Source organism: Mycobacterium sp. 4D054 (assembly GCF_052245755.1).
In the GTDB taxonomy this organism is placed as follows: Bacteria; Actinomycetota; Actinomycetes; order Mycobacteriales; family Mycobacteriaceae; genus Mycobacterium.
The window spans coordinates 23,739-42,025 of the sequence record NZ_JBQQCF010000046.1; the positions used below are offsets into that span (position 1 = coordinate 23,739).

16 protein-coding genes and 1 pseudogene are annotated in these 18,287 nt (G+C 66.6%); 6 read left to right on the top strand and 11 right to left on the bottom strand.

Going from position 1 to position 18,287, the window contains the following annotated elements:
* Positions 1-12: 12 nt before the first annotated feature.
* Together ACTWP6_RS24630 and ACTWP6_RS24635 are read right to left on the bottom strand one after the other, a co-directional pair.
* Complete coding sequence (locus tag ACTWP6_RS24630) at positions 13-828, bottom strand: bifunctional allantoicase/(S)-ureidoglycine aminohydrolase (RefSeq protein ID WP_443189040.1); 816 nt, start codon at positions 826-828, stop codon at positions 13-15.
* Complete coding sequence (locus ACTWP6_RS24635) at positions 825-2,102, bottom strand: DUF6986 family protein (RefSeq protein WP_443189041.1); 1,278 nt, start codon at positions 2,100-2,102, stop codon at positions 825-827. The genes ACTWP6_RS24630 and ACTWP6_RS24635 overlap by 4 nt, the downstream gene beginning before the upstream one ends.
* A gap of 168 nt (positions 2,103-2,270) precedes the next feature.
* Between ACTWP6_RS24635 and ACTWP6_RS24640 the strand changes: the two genes are divergently transcribed.
* The 4 genes and pseudogenes from ACTWP6_RS24640 to ACTWP6_RS24655 all read left to right on the top strand — a co-directional run.
* Positions 2,271-3,032, top strand: coding sequence for an IclR family transcriptional regulator (locus ACTWP6_RS24640; RefSeq protein ID WP_443189042.1), 762 nt, complete (start codon positions 2,271-2,273; stop codon positions 3,030-3,032).
* Between the two features lie 244 nt (positions 3,033-3,276).
* Entirely contained in the window at positions 3,277-4,260 is a 984-nt protein-coding gene (locus ACTWP6_RS24645) for an MFS transporter (protein WP_443189043.1), read from the top strand.
* Positions 4,230-4,664: a hypothetical protein gene (locus ACTWP6_RS24650; protein WP_443189044.1), complete on the top strand. Its 435-nt coding sequence runs from the start codon at positions 4,230-4,232 to the stop codon at positions 4,662-4,664. Before ACTWP6_RS24645 ends, ACTWP6_RS24650 begins: the two co-directional genes overlap by 31 nt.
* A gap of 73 nt (positions 4,665-4,737) precedes the next feature.
* Positions 4,738-4,875 (top strand): annotated as a pseudogene (locus ACTWP6_RS24655) (IclR family transcriptional regulator); the annotation flags it as partial.
* 5 nt (positions 4,876-4,880) lie between these two features.
* On the opposite strand, the gene ACTWP6_RS24660 reads toward ACTWP6_RS24655, so the two are convergent.
* The 9 genes from ACTWP6_RS24660 to ACTWP6_RS24700 form a co-directional block, all read right to left on the bottom strand.
* Complete coding sequence (locus tag ACTWP6_RS24660; protein WP_443189045.1) at positions 4,881-5,885, bottom strand: CaiB/BaiF CoA transferase family protein; 1,005 nt, start codon at positions 5,883-5,885, stop codon at positions 4,881-4,883.
* On the bottom strand, positions 5,882-7,054 hold the full coding sequence (locus tag ACTWP6_RS24665) for a hypothetical protein (protein ID WP_443189046.1): 1,173 nt from the start codon (positions 7,052-7,054) through the stop codon (positions 5,882-5,884). Before ACTWP6_RS24665 ends, ACTWP6_RS24660 begins: the two co-directional genes overlap by 4 nt.
* A gap of 2 nt (positions 7,055-7,056) precedes the next feature.
* The gene (locus tag ACTWP6_RS24670) at positions 7,057-8,226 is read right to left on the bottom strand and encodes a CaiB/BaiF CoA transferase family protein (protein WP_260753104.1); all 1,170 of its coding nucleotides are present in this window, start codon (positions 8,224-8,226) and stop codon (positions 7,057-7,059) included.
* 43 nt (positions 8,227-8,269) lie between these two features.
* The gene (locus ACTWP6_RS24675) at positions 8,270-9,004 is read right to left on the bottom strand and encodes an IclR family transcriptional regulator (protein ID WP_260753103.1); all 735 of its coding nucleotides are present in this window, start codon (positions 9,002-9,004) and stop codon (positions 8,270-8,272) included.
* Positions 9,005-9,118: 114 nt separating this feature from the next.
* Positions 9,119-10,075 (bottom strand): 2-hydroxyacid dehydrogenase, encoded by a 957-nt coding sequence (locus ACTWP6_RS24680; RefSeq protein WP_443189047.1) that lies wholly within the window; start codon positions 10,073-10,075, stop codon positions 9,119-9,121.
* Between the two features lie 97 nt (positions 10,076-10,172).
* Positions 10,173-11,630: an Nramp family divalent metal transporter gene (locus ACTWP6_RS24685; RefSeq protein WP_443189048.1), complete on the bottom strand. Its 1,458-nt coding sequence runs from the start codon at positions 11,628-11,630 to the stop codon at positions 10,173-10,175.
* A 38-nt stretch (positions 11,631-11,668) separates the two neighbouring features.
* Positions 11,669-13,123 carry an aldehyde dehydrogenase family protein gene (locus tag ACTWP6_RS24690; RefSeq protein WP_443189049.1) on the bottom strand — a complete coding sequence of 485 codons (1,455 nt, stop codon included), beginning with the start codon at positions 13,121-13,123 and terminating at the stop codon, positions 11,669-11,671.
* A complete protein-coding gene (locus ACTWP6_RS24695; RefSeq protein ID WP_443189050.1) occupies positions 13,120-13,809 on the bottom strand; it encodes a hypothetical protein in 690 nt (229 codons plus the stop codon). The genes ACTWP6_RS24690 and ACTWP6_RS24695 overlap by 4 nt, the downstream gene beginning before the upstream one ends.
* Complete coding sequence (locus tag ACTWP6_RS24700; protein WP_260753093.1) at positions 13,806-14,924, bottom strand: zinc-binding dehydrogenase; 1,119 nt, start codon at positions 14,922-14,924, stop codon at positions 13,806-13,808. The genes ACTWP6_RS24695 and ACTWP6_RS24700 overlap by 4 nt, the downstream gene beginning before the upstream one ends.
* A 119-nt stretch (positions 14,925-15,043) precedes the next feature.
* Between ACTWP6_RS24700 and ACTWP6_RS24705 the strand changes: the two genes are divergently transcribed.
* Positions 15,044-16,684, top strand: coding sequence for an acyl-CoA dehydrogenase family protein (locus ACTWP6_RS24705; protein WP_260753088.1), 1,641 nt, complete (start codon positions 15,044-15,046; stop codon positions 16,682-16,684).
* Positions 16,685-16,704: 20 nt separating this feature from the next.
* A complete protein-coding gene (locus tag ACTWP6_RS24710; protein WP_443189051.1) occupies positions 16,705-17,835 on the top strand; it encodes a glycerate kinase family protein in 1,131 nt (376 codons plus the stop codon).
* Positions 17,836-18,287 lie beyond the last annotated feature (452 nt).

Sequence of the window (18,287 nt, forward strand, 5' to 3'; positions counted from 1 at the left end):
AACCGAATCGCCTCAGAGCATGATCTGGCGGTTGACGTCCTTGTACAGCAGGTAGCGGAAGTTCGACGGTCCGCCCGCGTAGCACGCCTGCGGGCAGAACGCGCGCAGCGCCAGGAAGTCACCTTCCTGAACTTCCACCCAGTCGCCGTTGAGGTGATAGACGGCCTTGCCTTCGAGCATCAGCAAGCCGTGTTCCATCACGTGGGTTTCGGCGAACGGAATGGTGGCGCCGGGCTCGAACGTGACGATGTTGACGTGCATGTCGTACGCAAGGTCCTGGGGGTCGAGCATGCGCGTCGTGCGCCATTTGCCGTCGGTCCCCGGCATCGCTGACGGTGCAATGTCCTGCTCGTTGCCGAATTTCACCGATGCGGTGTGGCCCTCGATGGCCTCGTAGCGCTTGCGGATCCACACGAACGTCGCGTCGGCGTCGCCGTTGTTGTGGGCCGACCAGTCGGTGCCCGCCGGAAGGTAGGCGAAGCCGCCCTCGGTGAGGGTCTGCGACTGGCCCGCTGCGTCCACGCTGAGTGCCCCGGAAGTGACGAACAGGAAACTCTGCACCTCGGGTTGCGGCTCGGGTCGCTGCGCCCCGCCGCCCGGCTTGACCTCGACGATCGCCTGGAAGTACGTCGTCGCACCCCCGGCGACCGGTCGGTTGAGGATCCATGCGCGCGTATCGCTCCACTCGGGGAACACCGAGGTGACGATGTCGGAGAGGACACCGCGCGGGATCACCGTGTAGGCCTCGGTAACGATGGCGCGGTCGGTGAGTAGGTCGGTCTGCGGAGGCAGGCCGCCGCGGGGCGTGTAGTACGGGGCTTTCGTCACTGGTTGCTCCTGGTTGGGCGGCCGAGCGCGATGTCGCGCACGGTGGTCAGGGGAAGATCGGTGGCCGTCTCGATCTCGTCGACGGTCAGGGCGCCGCACACGCTGCCACGATGGATCACGTTGGCGAGCGCGCGCGCGGTGGCCGGCTCGTCCATCACGGTGGAGTCGAGCTGGTGGACGTAGTTGCGCAGGCGCGTGGCTGCGGGTGCGAAGGCGCCACGGTAGAAGGCGTAGGTCGCCAGGTACCGGGTGACGAGCTGGGCGGGGTGCATGTCCCAGCCCTGGTAGATGCCGCGCTCCAGGTGGCGGCGGACCAGTCGGGCGTGCAATTTCCACGCCGTGGCGACGTTGTCGGGGTCACCGACCGGCAGGATGTTGGTCGAGCCGTCGGACATGTGCACACCGGTGCCCGCGACGGCGAGTTGCATGACGTTCTTGGCGTGATCGGCCGCCGGATGCTCCATCGACTGGTAGGCGGCCGCGATACCGAGGGACGCCGAGTAGTCGTAGGTCCCGTAGTGCAGCGAGCTGACGCGGCCCTGGCCGGCATGGATGAACTGGGCAACCGGTGCGCGGCCGTCGGCGCCCAGGATCGCCTGCGGTGTCTCGACCTGCACCTCGAAGCGGATCCGGCCTTGTGGTATCCGGTTGGCGGCTTCGAGGGCTTCGGCGACCGCGACCATGGCCTCGACCTGGTCGACGGAGGTCACCTTGGGAAGGGTGAGGGTGAGACCGTCGGGGAGGCCACCGGAGTCGACGAGCCCGCTGACGAACATGTCGAGCGTGCGCAGTCCGCGTGCGCGGGTGCCTGCTTCCATGCACTTGAAGCGCGTACCGACGAACGGCGTCGAAGTGCCGGCGTCGAGCGCGCTGCGCAGTGCGGCGACCGCTCGCGCGACATCGGCATCCTCGGTCGCATCGTCGAAGGTGCCGTACCCGTCCTCGAAGTCGATGCGGAGGTCTTCGATCGGCTCGGTGCTCAGCTTGTTCTCGACCAGGGATGCGAGAGTCTCTGGCGCGCAGTCGCATCCGTCGCTCGCACCGACGAGCGCGGCCACGGCGTCGAGGCCGCCCGCGTCGCGTGCGGCGGCGAGAGCGGCGGATCCCCACTCGGCCGGCATCGTCGCCGAGTACCGGTTGCCCGGGATGTAGACGGTGTGCACCGGCTGCCGGCGGCCGTCATCGCCGGGGTATCGAGCCATCCGTTGGGCATCGGCGGCCGCGAGGCGACGGTCGATATCGGTCAGCACCGCATCGTCGAGGCATCGCGTCACGTGTGGCCCCCTATCCGGGGGTGGAGATGAAATTCCACATTGTGGAGTTTAGTTCGCATGCTGCGATAAGTACACGCAGGGTTATCCAGCCCCATGAAAGTTCCATATTGTGGAATGAATTCTGGCCATGTTGAATGGAATGCACATTCGGCGGCCGGGAGTAAATGTATGGCGGAGAAATCAGGCGGTGTGCAGTCGGTCGGGCGCGCATTCGAACTGATGGAGTTGATCGGACGTGCGGGAGGGGAGTGCTCACTGACGGAGTTGTCCGCGGAATCCCCGTTGCCGCCGCCGACGATCCACCGTCTGCTGCGCACACTGGTCGGCCTTGGCTACGTGCGTCAACTGCCCAATCGTCGCTACGCGTTGGGCCCGCGGTTGATTCGGCTTGGCGAAGTCGCGAACCGCCAGTTGGGCGCCGTCGCCGGTCCGGTGTTGGAGTCGTTGGTCGACGAATTGTCGGAGACGGCGAGTCTCGCGGTGCTCGACGGTGACATGGTGATCTACACCGGGCAGGTCCGGTCTAGGCATATGGCGCGGACGAACAATGAGGTCGGCAAGCGCGTCGGTCTGCACACATCCGGTGTGGGCAAGGCCGTGCTGGCCGAATTGGAGGACGCGCGCATTCTGAAACTGGTGACGCAGTCCGGACTTCCGGCACCTACGAAGAACAGTGCGTCGACCCTTTCTGCGGTGTTTGCGAACGTCGAGCGCGTGCGCGCCGACGGCTTTGCGATTGATGATGAGGAGTTCGAGATCGGTGTTCGTTCTGTCGCGATGGCAGTGCCGGGTGCTCCGACTCCGATGGCAATCGGCATCTCCGGCCCCTTGGGACGTATGGGCAAAGATCTGATCGCCCGCGCTGTTCCCGCCCTGAAGAAGGCGACCGGCGTGATCTCTGAAGCTCTGATCGGGGCGAAAGAGGCGTAGGCGAACAGCCAATACAGCTCGTCGCGCGCGGCGAGGCGGCCGTATCCGAGCACGCGGCCGGGTGCGGCTGGCCATCTGGTGCTTGAAGGCCGTGCGCCGCCGCAGGAGACATGGGAATCTGCCGGCGAAGCGCTGTTTTACACAAGCTAACCGTGTGACTGGGAAGGGTGCTGGGCAAGCGTATTGCCAAGCCCGTCCTGGTCGCGCTTCTGTGTAATCGACTACTTGACCAGTGAGTTTCTTGATGCTTCTGCGCGTCTTCAAACGACGCCCCTCGGTCCCGACAACACCCCTTTCCGATAGCCCACCAGCAAGCCCGTGGCGCGCCTTGCGCAGTTCCAGCATGCGGCTGTGGGTGATCGCCAACACTGTCAGCAACGCCGGCGCCTGGATGCAGATGGTCGCGCAGAACCTCCTGATCCTGCAGCTCACAGGGTCCGTCGCGGTGACCGGCCTCTCCTTGTCGATTCAGGCCCTGCCGGGTCTGCTGCTCGGTGTTTCCGGCGGCGCGCTGGTTGATCGCTGGCCACGGCGCCTGACCGGCGGGTTGGGCCAGGTTGTGATGGCGGTGATCGCCTTCATCACCGCTGCGCTCGCCGCGACCGACATGTTGAATGTTCCGCTGTTGATGGCGCTCGGCCTGATGACCGGCCTCGTGGCGACCGTCGATGGTCCCGCCTGCACCCTGCTCGGCAACGACCTCGTGCCGCGACGCGACGTGCCGTCGGCGATCGCCATCGGATCGGTCGTCGGCAACGTCGGCCGACTGGCCGGCACGGCCGCGGGTGCGCTCGTCGCCTCGATGGGGGTGTCGGTCGCCTACGCGGCCAACGGGCTGTCGTTCCTCCTCGTCGCGCTCACCATTCCGTTCCTCAAACTGGTCCACGAGCCTGGTGGCGACGACGAGGAAGTTCCCGAGCATGGAGGTCGCCGAGATGGGTTGTCGTACCTCGCGAAGAACCGCGTGCTGCTCGCTCTCGTGGCAATCGGGGCGTTCACCAGCCTGTTCGGCCGCAACTACTCGTTGAGCATGGCTGACCTTGTGACGGGACCGCTCGGTGCCACTGGCACCATGTACGGCGTCGTGGCCTCCGCGCTGGCGATCGGGGGGATCGCGGGCTCGATCATGGCTGGCGGTCGCAGGCGCCGCAGTTGCGGACGGTCGTATTGCTGTTCACTGCCGCGGCCCTTCTTCAGGTGCTCGGTGGGCTCTCGCCTCTGGTCCTGATCCTGATCGCCGTGGTGATCCCCATGGCGGCGGCTGAAGCCGCGGCGGCGACGACCGCAGCCACCATGCTTCAGACCGTCCCGCCGCGGCACCTTCGCGGTCGAGTGCTGGGGGCTTGGCGAACGGCCAGTACCGGCTGGGGGCTGGCCGGCCCGCCCGTACTTGGGCTGATCCTCGAGGCACTAGGGACTCGGACCGGACTGGTTGTCACTGGTATCACCGTTGCGGCCGTGCTCACCCTCGGCGGTGCGGCATACCGGCGTCGCCACGGCGTACCGGACGACTCGATGCCTACGTCGGTCGAGCGGACCCTGGAACTCGTCAGCGCGGTTGGGGTCGAATCTGAACGCGATGCGCGCAAGCAGGATTTGGCTGCTCGCGCCCCCGAGTTGAGCGCGGCCTGACGCCGAACATATCAATGGTGTCTCAGCTGGAGAAGTGACGCGCTGTGCTCTATGTGACGGTCTCTTCGATAATGCAGTGGGTCCGAGGTTGATTCGGCATGGCGAGGTCGCGAACCGCCAGTTGGGCGCCGTCGCCGGTCCGGTGCTGGAGTCGTTGGTCGACGAATTGTCGGGCAAGCGCGTCGGTCTGCACATGTCCGGTGTGGCCAAGACCCCTTAACCCAAGCTGGCGATCTCCGACTCGCTGAACCCGAACTCGGACAACACCTCCCGGGTGTGTTCACCTAACGTCGGCGGATGCCGGTCCGGTTCGGTCACCGCGGGGTCGAACTGCAATGGGGTGCGTACCAGGGTGGTGGAGCGGGACCGGTTCTTGGTCAGGGTGAGTAGTCGTCCCGTCGGGCCGGGCAGGACGTCGCCCAGTCCGGCGACGCGCACGGCGGCGACACCGCGGGCGGCGGCGACGGCCAGCACCGACTCGACGCCATCTGTAGGCAGGTATGGGCCGCTGTGCGCGCACGGCTCGTCCACCCACACCGCACCGTCCGGACACTGGAGTACCTGGCCGCCGGCGTGGTGATCCGCCCCGGCGATCAGGTCGGTCTGTGCATACAGTTGCGCATCGAGGAGATTGAGCGTGATCACGCTTCCGGATCCGGTAAGCCTGCGCCGCCGGACGGCGGCGAGCACCGCGATCCCGGCGAGTATGCCGCCGGCGAAGTCAGGCAGGCTGACTCCGAGCCGGACGGGGCGATCCGGATCGGTGGCCAGCATCGCCCCGCTGATGCCCTGGATCAGCGGATCGTTTCCCGGCGCAGTGGACAGCGGGCCCGACTCCCCGAATGCGCTTACCGCACAATGGATTAACGCTGGATTGTGCCGCGTCACGGTCTCGGCGTCGAGGCCGAGCCGCGTCGCAGCATCCGGCCGGAAGTTGTGTATCACGACATCGCAGTTCGTCACCAGCCGGGCGACGATCTCTCGGCCTCGCGGGGTTTTGAGATCGAGTTCGACGCTGCGCTTGCCCCGGTTGAACCCGAGAAAGATGGCACTGTCTTCCTCGGAATACACATTGCCCATGGAGCGGCTGATCTCGCCGCGTCCCGTCGGTTCCACCTTGATGACGTCGGCGCCCAGATCAGCCATCAGCATGGTGCACCACGGCCCGGCCACGAAGTGGGTGAAGTCCAGGATCCGCAGACCAGCCAGTGGCGCCGTCATGACGACAGTGGGGCCAGTGACAACGGGGTCCAATCGGGGTGGCACAGCCGCCACGCTGCTTCCACCGTCCAGTAGTTCCCGTAGGGCATGACGTCCTCCTGCGGGAAGCGGGAGAAGCCGGCGCCGGCCTTGTCCTCGGGCAGTCGGCCCCAGCTGCTGTGCAGCACCACCCCACCCGTGGTCATATGGCGAGTGAACAGCGCCTCGGCGATGTCTTGGCCGGCCTGCCGTGCCCACGTCGCAGACTCGGCATCCAGCTCGGCCAGCCGCAACAAGGCGTTGGCTGCGATGGAGGCGCTGCAGGAGTCCTGTGGGATGTCCGGGGCGGCGGGGTCGCCGAAGTCATAGAACGGCACGTGTCCTGCGGGTAGGTGGTCGACGTACCACCGCGAAGCCGCCCTGGCGACGTCCAGGAACCGCTGATCGCCGGTGGCCTCGTAGGCATTGACATGACCGTGCATGGCCCAGGACTGACCGCGTGCCCAGGTTGTGGTGTCGTTGAGCGCCTGCATGTTGAACCGCTTGCGCACGGTCGCCGTCTCGAGATCGAATTCTATTGCCTGGTAGGTTGATCCGTCCTCGCGGATGATGCCGCAGTCGAGTAGTCGCCGGGTGTGTCGCAGCGCGTACTCGGTGACCTCAGGATCCTGCGGGTAGGCCCAGTAGAACGGCAACAGGTTCAGTCCGGTGTCGATGACCGCACGATTGACGCCGGCAACCTGCAGGAAAACCCCGAGATGCTCGTCGAAGTTGCGTGCGTACTGGCGCACCGCCCGCAGCCCCAGTTCGGCCAGCTGCGAGTCCCCGGTCAGGCGGGCGCCCAGACACACCGCGTAGAACAGGTCGCTGCCTGCTGCGGAGAAGCGCGGCGGCCGCTCCGACAGCGTCCGCCCCACGATGTTCGCGAGCGTCGAGGCCGCCGAACGTATCTCGTCATCGCCGAAATGGTCGGCGAGCAACCACAACCGGCCGGCCAGGAAACCGGTCCACTGGAACTCCCGCCAGGTGTCGGGCAGATACTCCGACTGGCGCAGATAGCCTCCGGTGTCGTAGGTGAACCGGGGGACCGCACCCGGCTCGCGCAACATGTCGAGCACCGGCTCGGCACCTCGGCGCGCGGCGGCCAGTGCGAGTTCGGCGGCGGTTTGCGGGGTTACCAGGGTGGTCATCTCTACGACTCCTCCAGCCAGGTCAGGATTTCTTCGTTGTGTTGACCGAGTGCGGGCGCGGTGCGTCGGACGTCCGGCCGTTCTCCGTCGAATCGCATCGGCAGACCCACGGTCGGCACCGCGGGCCCGTCGGGGCCGGCCGCAAGTGTGCTGATCAGTTGGTTGTGCACCACCTGGGGGTCGGTGAGTGCCTCGCCCAGTGAGTTCACCGGCCCCACGGGCACTCCGGCGCGCTGTAGCCGCTCGAGCCACAGGTCGCGGTCGGCGGCGGCGAACAGGGGATTGAGGACGGCGATCAACTCCGGGCGGTTGGCCACCCGGTCACGATTGGTGACGAACCGGCTGTCCTCGGCCAGATCGTCGCGCTCCAGTGCGGTGCACAGCAGGCGCCAGAACTTGTCGTTGATGACCGAGAGGTAGAACCACTTGCCGTCGGCGCACTCGAAGGCCTGGTACGGCGCGAACTGCGGGTGCGCGCTGCCCAGGCGGGGTTGTTCCTCGCCGTTGATCAGGTACTCCTGAGCGCGGGGCCCCAGCGCGAAGACCTCGACATCGAGCAGGTTCAGCGAGACCCGGCAGCCCCGGCCGGTGCGTTCCCGGCCGTGCAGGGCCGCCATGATGGCGTAACCGGCCATCATGCCGGCCCCGAAGTCCGGGACACTGACTCCCTGGCGTGCGGGCGGCCCGTTCTCGGCGCCCGTGATGGCCATGGCGCCCGACATCGCCTGGATGATCGGGTCGTTGCCGGGCAGCTCCAAGCCGGGACCGGACTCGCCGAACGCGGAGATGGAGGCGTACACCAGTCGCGGGTTGATCGCCGAGAGGGTGTCGTATCCGGCACCGAGTTCATCGGCCTTGCCCGGGCGCAGGTTCTCGACCACGACGTCGGCGCGGGCGGCCAGCCGGTGCAGTGCCGCCCGTCCCTCGTCGGATTTCAGGTCGAGCGCGATGCTGCGCTTGTTGCGGTTGAGCGCCAAGAACACCGCGCTGCGCTCACCGGCGTACACCGCCCCGGCATCGCGGGACATGTCGCCCTTCGGTGGTCGTTCCACCTTGATGACGTCGGCGCCCAGATCGGCGAGCACCATCGTGCACCACGGTCCCGCGGCCAGGTGGCTGAGATCCAGGACGACAAGCCCGGACAGGGGTTGCGTTGGTTCTGGGGACGTCATTGCCTCTTCCATCGAATATGTGCGGAGGCAGCGTCCCGTCGAACTAGCCGGTCGGATGGAGCGCTGCCGAAATTCCTTGTGCCGCAGTGCGAACCTGGGCGCCGAGTTCGGCCAGGTCGGCGTTGGGATCGAGATTGGTCAGACTCAGTGCAGCGACCGGTTCGCCCTTGGCGTTGAGGATCGGGGCCGCGACACCCCAGATCGCCGGATGGAACTCGTGGCGATCGGTGGCCCACCCGGTGCGGTTGGCCTCGTCCATGGCAGCTTCGAAAGCCGCAGCATCGGTGATGGTGTCGGTCGTGACGGCCACGAAATCGTGCTCGGCCAGCCACTGGCTGCGATACGCCGCCGGAAGCCCGGCCACCAGTGCCTTCCCCAGTGATGTCGCATGCGCGGGCAGCCTGGTTCCGACGTGCGTGATCACCCTCACCGGGCTGCTCGGGTCCTCGACCTTCTCGAGGTACATCACGTCGTGTCCGTCGAGCACCGCCAGGTTGCAGGTCGATTGCGTCTGTCGGGACAGCTCCTCCATGATGGGACGGGCCAGTTCGCGGAGTTCGCCCACCTCCAAAGCCGTTGCAGCCAGCGCAAACAGACGCATGCCCATCCGGTAGCGCTGAGTGGTCTCGTCTTTGACCACCAACCCTCTGGCCACCAGCGTCTGGAGCAGGCCGTGTGCGGTGCTCTTGGGGATGTCGAGGGCCTGTGCGATCTCCATCAGGCGCAGCGGGGTCTTGCGTTCGCCCAGGAGCTCGAACAACGAGATGACCCGATCCACCGAGCGGACTGTGCCGTCCTGACCGACCACCGATTCCGCCTCTCGTCAATACTGTGAGCTGGATTGAGACTAACGTCGCGCCGCGACCGACGCGATGGTCACCCGGCGCGCGGCTCATGTCGCCGTCACCTGGGTCAACGGCGCCTCACCGGCCAGCACGGCCAGCACGTTGTCCGCCGCCAGCAACGCCATGGCGTCGCGTGTCTGCACACCGGCACTGCCGAGGTGCGGCGTCAGCACCGTGTTGGGCAGTGCGGTCAGTCCGTCGGTCACGGCCGGCTCGTACTCGTACACGTCCAGCCCAGCGCCGGCGATGCGCCCCTCCGACAGCGCTGTGACCAGCGCGGCCTCGTCGACCAACGGACCCCGAGAGGTGTTGATCAGCACCGCACCCCGTTTCATGGCGCGCAGTTCGCTGCCGCCGATCAGGTGATGCGTCTGGGGCGTCAGCGGGCAGTGCAGACTGACCACATCCGATGTAGCCAGCAGCTGATCCAGTTCCATCGTCGCGACACCCGCGGCAGCCGCTGACTTGCCCTCCAGTGCAACGACGTTCATACCGAACGCCGTTGCCCTGCGGGCGACCGCCTGCCCGATGCGGCCGTAACCCACGACGCCGAGTTGCAGGCCAGCGAGATCACGGCCCAGCATCCACCGCGGTTCCCAGCGCCACGGTTGTCCGCTACGCAGAAACGCATCTGCTTCGACGATCCTGCGTTCGACGGCCAGCAGCAGTCCCATCGTCAGGTCCGCGGTGGACTCGGTGAGCACGTCGGGGGTGTTGGTCACGATCACCGAGCGCGCGGCCGCCTCGTCCAGATCCACGTTGTCAAAACCGACGGCCAGGTTGGCCACCACTTGAAGCTGCGGCCCGGCGGAGTCGAAGAACTCCGAATCCACCGAGTCGGTCAGCAGTGTCACCGCGGCTGCGGCGCCCGACACCGCGTCGAGAACCTGCGGCCGGGTGGCCTGGGGGCCTGGTCCGATCAGCACCGGCAACCGGCCTTCGGCCAGGCGGGCCATCGCGGGGTCCCCCAGATGGCGTGAGACGAAGACGTGCGGTGCCGTCACAGCAGATCGACCAGTCCGGCGATGCCCAGCAGGCCGGCGAAAATGACGGCGAAGACGGTGAAGTTGGCGAGCAGGTGTTTGATCATGTCGGTTCCTCCTAGAGTCCGAACAGTTGGCCGCCGTAGTACGTGACCAGGCGCAGGGAGAAATATCCGTAGAAACAAGCCGCGAAGATCATCACGCCGAGCCGGAATCCGCCGAGCCGAATGGGTACCGGCAGCGCGCGCCGGTTCAGCACCATGACCAGGATGGTGTAGACGAACATGACCACACCGCTCAGTGCGGCCGAGACCACCAACAGCACCAGCGGCTGGTTGAAGCCCGCCAGGATGATCGTGCATCCGCAGGTCACCAGGATCCACACCGACAGCGCGTAGATCTTGCTTTCTGACCACCGCGGGTTGTCTTTCAGGTACACGGTTTTCAGCACGTCGGCGACGATGCGGCAGGGGTAGTCAACGTTGGCCAGGGCCGTCAGCAGCAGCCCGCCGCCCCCAACCACCCAGAACAGGGTGCCGAACCAGCCGCCGACGGTTTCCTTGAGCGCCTCACCCATGCCCTGGATGAAGACCAGATCGCCCGACCCGGGGACCTCGCGGTTGAACACCGTCTGGTAGGCGACCATCGACAGAACGAAGATGGACAGGATTGTCAACAGCCAGAACGAGATCAGCTGTTCGACGTTGGCTACTCGCCACCAGCTACGGAAGCGGCGCAGGTTTTCCTCGTCTTGGCGGACCATGCTGCCGGTGGCCGCCGCGGCCACGTCCTCACCGGTGACCGGCGAGACCACACGCGGGATGTGCGCTCCCATGCCGAAGCCCTTGTCTCGAATCCAGTTGCTCTGCGCCAGATTCGACAACGCACCCGCACCGGCGAAGGCGATGGCGCCGAGCACCACGGCCGGGCTGAGACCCTCCGGGATGGCGCCGAGGCCGGTGCCGATACCGCTGACCGCAGTGTGCAGGTCACCCCAGGCCTGCGGTCCGATGGCTGTGGTGAGTGCGACGATGAGAAAAGCGACAACCGCGACCACCTTGAAGGTCTCGATCTTTTCCACCGTGTTGTAGACGACAGGGGAGAGGGTCAACGTGATGGCCATGGCTATGAGCGCTATCACCGCCACCCAGGAGGCGGTCCGGCCTTCATAACCGAGGGCGAAACCCAGGGTGGCCGCACCGCTGGTGGCCCAGCCCGGCCAGACGATACAGATGAACGCGCAGACCGCCATGATGGCGCCCCACGGTTTCCACAATCGGACGAATCCGGCGATTGCCGTCTCGCCGGTGGCCAGCGTCCACCGCTCGATTTCCATGTTGAGGAAGTACTGGACGGTGACGCCCACGATGGCTGCCCACAGCATCACCAGACCGACCTTGGAGGTGATGTACGGCCACAGGATGTATTCGCCGGAACTGACGGCCAGCGCCGTCATGATGATCGACGGTCCGATGACCTTTTTCAGCTTGGGCGCCTCCGGGATGTCCTTGTAGGGCATCGGCGGCAGGAACTTCGACGGTGGTTCGGGCGCGTAGGTGGTGTCCGTGTGGGACATGGCTTGTCCTTTGTTGGGAGGACCGCCCGGTCGCGTCGTCACAGGCCCGGGGCGAGGTAGACGGTCTTGGTCTGGGTGAACGCGGCCGCACTGGTGTAGCCGATCGAGAATGCGCCCACCCCCGATTGTTTCACCCCTCCGAACGGCACGTGCGGTTGCGAGATCGTCCCGTGGTTGACGTGCACCATTCCGGCACGGGCCTCACGCGCGAAGCGCATCGCCACCGACATGTCGCGCGTGAAAACGACTGCGGCCAAACCGAAATCAGTGTCGTTGACCACGTGGATGGCCTCGTCGACGTCGCTGACTCTGGTCACGGTCAGCACAGGACCGAAGATCTCCTCGCGGGCCACCCGCATCTGCGGAGTCACCTGGTCCAGGACCGTCGGCGCATAGTAGAGGCCGTCGGGGACGGGGCGGACCGCCGAGGTGCGCACCGCACCGTCGGATAGTCCCAGATCGACGTAGCCGCTGACCCGCTCGTACTGGTTGCGGCTCACCAGCGGGCCCACCTGGGTGGCGGGGTCGGTGGGATCGCCGACCACCAGGCCGTCCCACACTGTGCTGACGGCCTCGACGAACCGGTCGGCGATGGCGTCGGCGACGATGACCCGGCTGATGGACGTGCACCGCTGACCGGCCGCCTGCACCGCGGCAGAGGTGATGTGGCCGATCACGGCGTCGAGGTCGTCGGCGGATTCGACGAATGCGGCGTTCTTGCCGCCGAGTTCGAGCTGCACCTGCCCGAGGCGGGCGGCCACGGCCAGGTTCACGGACCGGCCGACGGCGGTGGATCCGGTGAACGACACGGCGTCGACGCGGCGGTCGTTGACCAGCGCGTCGCCCACCGTGGCGCCGTTACCGCACACGACATTGAGCACGCCCGCGGGGATGCCGGCCTCACGCGCCAGATCGGCCAGGGCCAGTGCCGTCAGTGACGTCTCCAGAGCCGGCTTGAGTACCACGGTGTTACCGGTGACCAGGGCAGGGGCGAGTTTGCGCAACGGCGCCACGGCGGGGAAGTTCCACGGCGTGATCGCGGCCACCACACCCAGCGGTTCGAGCTCGGTGTAGATCAGCTGACCGGGGGTGCGACTGGGAATGGTGGCGCCGGACAGCCGGGTGCCTTCGGCGGCGGCGAACTCGGCCTCCATGCGGGCACGGCCCAGCTCGCCGCGCGACTCGGCCAGCGGCTTGCCCATCTCGCGGGTCATCAACGACGCCAACTCCTCGGCGTGCGAGGCGATGAGGGCCATCCACTCACGAATCAGGTCGCCCCGCACGGGTGCGGGCGTGGCCTGCCACTGCACCGTGGCCGCCACAGCGGCGTTGAGGGCCGAATCAATCTCTGCGGCAGTGGCTTCCGGTACCAGGCCTACCAGGTCGTCAGGGTCGGCGGGATTGCGGCACTCGTGGGTGGTGGTGGCCGGTGATGGTCGGTTGTCGATGAAGTTGGCCGGCGTCTTGATCCGCTCGGCGATGGATGTGGTCATGCGTCGATCCTTTCGGCGTCAGTGGCGGGAACGAGGTGAAGCTTGTCGGCCCAGGGGCGTACCCAGTGGCCGTTGTCGATGTCGTGGGTGAAGGACTCCTCGCGAGCAGCGATGGCGCGGGCCTCGGCCGCAATGTGGTCGGCGTCGGCGACCGGCACCACCACCACGCCGTCGCGGTCGGCGACAATCAGATCGCCCTGATGAATCACACTGCCGCCCACCGTGATCCGGCCACGAATCTCACCCGAACCGTCCTTCCACGGGCCGTGCGGGCAAACCCCTTTGGCGTATACCGGCAGGTCGATGTCGCGCAACTCGGGCAGATCGCGGATCACGCCGTCGATCACCACCGCCTTCGCGCCCTTGGTCGCGGCGTAACGCAGCAGCAGTCCGCCTGCGATGGCGCGGTCCAGCGCGCCGCCTGCGTCGACGACCAGAATGTCACCGGGGCGGACCAGATCGGTGGCCCGGTGCACCACGACGTTGTCGCCGGGCTCGGATCGCACGGTGTGGGCCGGACCCACGACATGAGTCGCGTCATCGACACCAGAGAGCGGCACCAATCCCACGGCGCACCCGCTGCGTCCGCGCGCGTCGGAGACGCAGCCGGTGGGCAGGCCGTCGAATAAGGCGAGCACCGCGGGGTCGGGCGGGTCCACCTCGGGATACAACAGGGCGCTGCTCATCGGTCCAGTCCCGGGTTGATGACGGCCTTCATGACGGAGCCGGCCCGGACATCGGCCATAGCCCGGTTGACGTCGGACAGGGCGTACTCCGTGGCGATGCTGCGGACGTCGAACCGTTCCAGGACCGCAGGCAGGAGCTGCACGTAACGGATGTAGTGCCGGGCCGAGAACCCCCAGGAACCATGTACCCGCAGCTGCTTTCGCGTGATGTAGTGCGGATTGATCGGCGTGGCGCCGTTGTCGGTGTACTGGCCGATCACGCTGTACTGGGCTCCCGGGCGGCACAGGTCGATGCCCTGGGCCACCGCCGCGGGCACACCCGCACACTCGAGCACCACGTCGGCACCGAGTCCGCCGGGGGTCAGCGCGCGGACGGCCTCGGCGCGTTCGGCGGCATCACTGCCGTCGGTGACATCGAAGTAGTCGTCGGCCAGTCCCAGCGCTTCGGCCTGTTCCAGCCGGGCGGCGGGCCCGCCGAGCATGATGATCCGCTTGGCGCCGACGAGGCGGGCATAGATCGCCGCGGCGACGCCGACCGGTCCGCTGCCCTGCACCACCACTGTGTCGCCGACCCCGATGGTGACCTCGTCCAGAACACCGTGCACCGCGGTCGGGCCCGCGCAGCCCAGTGGGATGACATCGCGCGGCTCCACCCCGGACGGCAGCTTCACCAGGACGGTGCCGGGCTGGAGATAGATCTGATCGGCCCAGCCGCCGGAAAGGTGGGGGAAAACATCTGCCGACTGGTTGATGCCGTAGATGCGGCGCGAACCCACGCACAGCGTGGGCTGCATCTCGACCAGGCAGTACTTGCAACGCCCGCAGGAGATGTTGTTCAGCCACGACACCGCGTCGCCCGGGGCCAGCGGTTGGCCGAGCACGTCATGGGTGAGTCCCTCGCCGAGGGTGTTGATATAGCCCGTGGCTTCGTGGCCGAGCACCACGGGAACCGGAATCGGCAGCTTTCCTCGCTGCAGATGGAGGTCGGTGCCGCAGATGCCCGCGTAGGCGATGTCGACGATCGCCGACATCGGTTGGGGCTCTGGGACATCGAACATGGCGACTTCGACGTCGGTCTCGAACTTCTGCAAAACCGCGGCACGGCTCTTGGTCATGTACGCCCCTCCAATTTGTTCCTATGTACGAACCTGGTTCGAAATAAGGTACCATCGCTGTGACGCGGGGCACAAGCCAGGAACGCCGGCATCAACCATCACAGGAGGAGGACAGACCTATGTCTCAGTGCATCGACTCAGCTCAGGTACTGCTGGAGGTCGCGAGGCGACATCTCGGCACCGCGGTCGACACGCTGGCGGACAGCACCCGGAACGCCGATGGCCGCGTCGATCAGCAGGCGCTCGACGCCCACCAGGTGGACCTGGCCGACGTGGCACTGGTGGCGTGCCTGCTGGGGGCCGGGGAATCGCTGGCCCGCCGTGCCGCCGCCGGCACCGCCGGGCCGAACGGTGACGCGTTGGCCCTGGGCTTCGCCGGATATGTTGCCGGCGAGGTGCTGTCGAAGTCTGCAGGGCGCCACACGTTGTGGGGTGGCGGGGTGGAGTTCCCGGCCCGCGCGCTGGCGGAGGCCCGCGACGTCGGGCTGCTGACCGCGATTGCCGCCGGGCTACCACCGCAGGGATATCGTGACCTGCCGATCGGGGAGGATCTGGACACCGCACGCGCGGTGTTCCGCGATTTCGCCCGGGATCGGATCGAACCCTTCGCGGAAGCGCTGCACCGACACGACCAGGACATCCCCGATGCGATCATCGGCGAGCTGGCTGCCATGGGGTTCTTCGGGATGGGCATCCCCGAGGAGTACGGCGGTTCGGCTACCGGGGGAGACTCGGCCCACAGCCACGACGACCTGCTGGCCATGCTGGTGGCCACCGAGGAGATCACCCGCGCCTCGATGGGACTGGCGGGCCCGTTTGTGACCCGCCCCGAGATTTTGGCCACCGCGTTGATGAAGGGTGGAGACCCCGCCCAGGCCAAACGGTGGCTGCCTGATGTGGCAGCCGGCGAGAAGATGGTTGCGGTGGCGGTCACCGAGCCCGGATACGGTTCTGATGCAGCAAATCTCACGGTGCGCGCCATCCGCGACGGTGACCACTACGTGATCAAAGGGGTCAAGACCTGGTCGACATTCAGCGGCCGCGCCGAATTGTTGCTCGTGATGGCTCGTACGGGGACTGCCGAACAGCGGCACAAAGGCTTGTCGCTGTTCGTGGTGGAGAAGCCCGCATTCACCGGTCACGCCTGGACCTGGGACAGCCCACACGGCGGACGTCTCGAGGCGCAGGCAATCCCCACCATCGGCTACCGGGGTATGCACAGTTTCGAGATCAGTTTCGATGACCTACGGGTGCCGGCGGACTGCCTGATCGGCGGCGACGACGGACTGGGGCGGGGCTTCTACCTGCAGATGAACGCGTTCGCCAACGGCCGGACCCAGACGGCGGCTCGTGGCGTCGGACTGATGAAGGCAGCTCTGGGTGCGGCATTCCGCTACAGCCACGAGCGTGCGGTGTTCGGCCACCTTCTCTTCGATTACCAACTGACGCAATGGAAGTTGGGCATGATGGCCTGCCACGCGGCGGCCTGCCAGGCCTACGCCTACGATGTGGCCGATTTGTTGGCGGCAGGCGGTGGCCAGCTCGAGGCCTCGATGGTCAAGTCGGTGGCCTGCCGCTCCGCCGAGTGGGTGACTCGGGAGGCGCAGCAACTGCACGGCGGCTACGGCTATGCCGAGGAGTACCCGGTGTCGCGATACTTCCTCGACGCGCGGGTGCTGGCGCTGTTCGAGGGGGCCGACGAGACGCTCGCGCTGCGGGTCATCGGCCGCGGGCTCGTCGAGCGTGCGCCGGCGCGGTGAACCCCTCTGCCATGAGGGTGTTGATCGCCCTTGACAGTTTCAAAGGAAGCATTGATTCGGTGGCGGCGGGGGTCGAGATAGCCAACGGCTGGTCGCGCCGCCGGCCACGCGACATCCTCGAGGTCCTCCCGACCGCCGACGGCGGGGAAGGTTCTGCCGCAGTGATCGAAACTGCGAACCCTGGCTCGCAGTGGTTTTCGACGCCGGTCGAAGGTCCGGACGGCACCATGGTCGAGGGCTCCTGGCTGCTCACACCGTCCGGGACAGCGGTGGTGGAGGTGGCCTCGGCGTGTGGCCTCCCGCAGCGAGGGTCGGCCTCCGCGCTGACGGCCTCGACGTACGGGGTGGGTGAGTTGCTCCGACACGCGCTGGATCACCCGAGTGTGCGGCGAATCCTTGTGCCACTGGGTGGATCAGCGGCCACGGACGGTGGAGCTGGGGCGCTGGAAGCCCTCGGTGCGCGTCTCCTGAATGCCCGCGGTGAGGCGGTGCCGAGAGGCGGAGCGGCCCTGACAGAGGTCTCCCAAGTGGCCGGCGGCATCGTCGCCCCGCCGCCGGCAGGTGTGACGTGCCTGTACGACGTGGCCTCACCGCTGCTGGGAAACAACGGAGCGGCGCGACAATTCGGTCCGCAAAAGGGAGCATCGCCGGACGAGGTGGTGCAACTGGAACGCGGACTGTCCCGATGGGTCCAACTGCTCGGCGGTGGAGCCGACAAGCCCGGAACGGGGGCAGCCGGTGGCACGGGCTACGGACTAGCGCAGCTCTGGGGGGCAGAGCTGCGAGCCGGTGCGCCGGCCCTCGGGGATATCGTGGGTCTTCCGGATGCCATCGACAGAGCCGACATCATTGTCTGTGGCGAAGGTCGATTCGATGATCAATCGTTCCAAGGCAAAGCAGTAGGCCACATCCTCGGCCTAGCGGCTCCCACCCGTCGCCGGGTCATGCTTGTTGCCGGCTCGGCTGACCAAACAGCCCTCGACCGGGTGCAGCAGCACAATCGGGGCGGGTTCAGTGACGCTGTATGTCTGGCGGACCTCGCCGGCGGCGTGCAGATGGCCATTGCCGACCCGGTTACGTGGCTCAATCGGGCCGGCGAAGCATTGGCCGTCGCCGTCGAGCAGGGTTGCGGGAATGGAGCATCGAGGTGAGTCGACGTAACCGGTCGGACCAGGGGCATCTCGGATGGTTTCGACATGCTGTGGCCGAGTACCTGGCAGGCTGGAAATGCACGCCAAATGTGCTGCAGTCAGTGGCTGTCGGCGAGTTCGTCCCCGCCCGTGTAAGCGGATCCGCGACACCCGTTGGGCGAGTTGAATGTCGACCACGATGAGGCATTCACGAATGCCATTGGTCGGAACTGACGGTAACCTCGAAATCGGTTACATCGCGCGCCATTACGGCGATACGTCACAGTGACGTAATCGTGCTCGCGAACCATGACAATAGTTGGGCTGGGGACCTCGGCGCGGTTCGTGTCCGTTCTCATTGATTCTGGGGCATTCTCATTGAATCTGGGGTAAGTGCGTGTCTTTCTCATTGAATCTGGGGCACGAGGCTTAGCGTTTATGTGTGCTGACGTCGGCTGTTTCGGCTGGGCCAG

Excerpts from the sequence above, each read along its gene's own strand:
- ACTWP6_RS24640 (WP_443189042.1), top strand. The coding sequence starts at position 2,271 with ATGGCGGAGAAATCAGGCGGTGTGCAGTCGGTCGGGCGCGCATTCGAA.
- ACTWP6_RS24645 (WP_443189043.1), top strand. The coding sequence starts at position 3,277 with ATGCTTCTGCGCGTCTTCAAACGACGCCCCTCGGTCCCGACAACACCC.
- ACTWP6_RS24660 (WP_443189045.1), bottom strand. The coding sequence starts at position 5,885 with ATGACGGCGCCACTGGCTGGTCTGCGGATCCTGGACTTCACCCACTTC.
- ACTWP6_RS24665 (WP_443189046.1), bottom strand. The coding sequence starts at position 7,054 with ATGACCACCCTGGTAACCCCGCAAACCGCCGCCGAACTCGCACTGGCC.
- ACTWP6_RS24670 (WP_260753104.1), bottom strand. The coding sequence starts at position 8,226 with ATGACGTCCCCAGAACCAACGCAACCCCTGTCCGGGCTTGTCGTCCTG.
- ACTWP6_RS24685 (WP_443189048.1), bottom strand. The coding sequence starts at position 11,630 with ATGTCCCACACGGACACCACCTACGCGCCCGAACCACCGTCGAAGTTC.
- ACTWP6_RS24690 (WP_443189049.1), bottom strand. The coding sequence starts at position 13,123 with ATGACCACATCCATCGCCGAGCGGATCAAGACGCCGGCCAACTTCATC.
- ACTWP6_RS24695 (WP_443189050.1), bottom strand. The coding sequence starts at position 13,809 with ATGAGCAGCGCCCTGTTGTATCCCGAGGTGGACCCGCCCGACCCCGCG.
- ACTWP6_RS24700 (WP_260753093.1), bottom strand. The coding sequence starts at position 14,924 with ATGACCAAGAGCCGTGCCGCGGTTTTGCAGAAGTTCGAGACCGACGTC.
- ACTWP6_RS24705 (WP_260753088.1), top strand. The coding sequence starts at position 15,044 with ATGTCTCAGTGCATCGACTCAGCTCAGGTACTGCTGGAGGTCGCGAGG.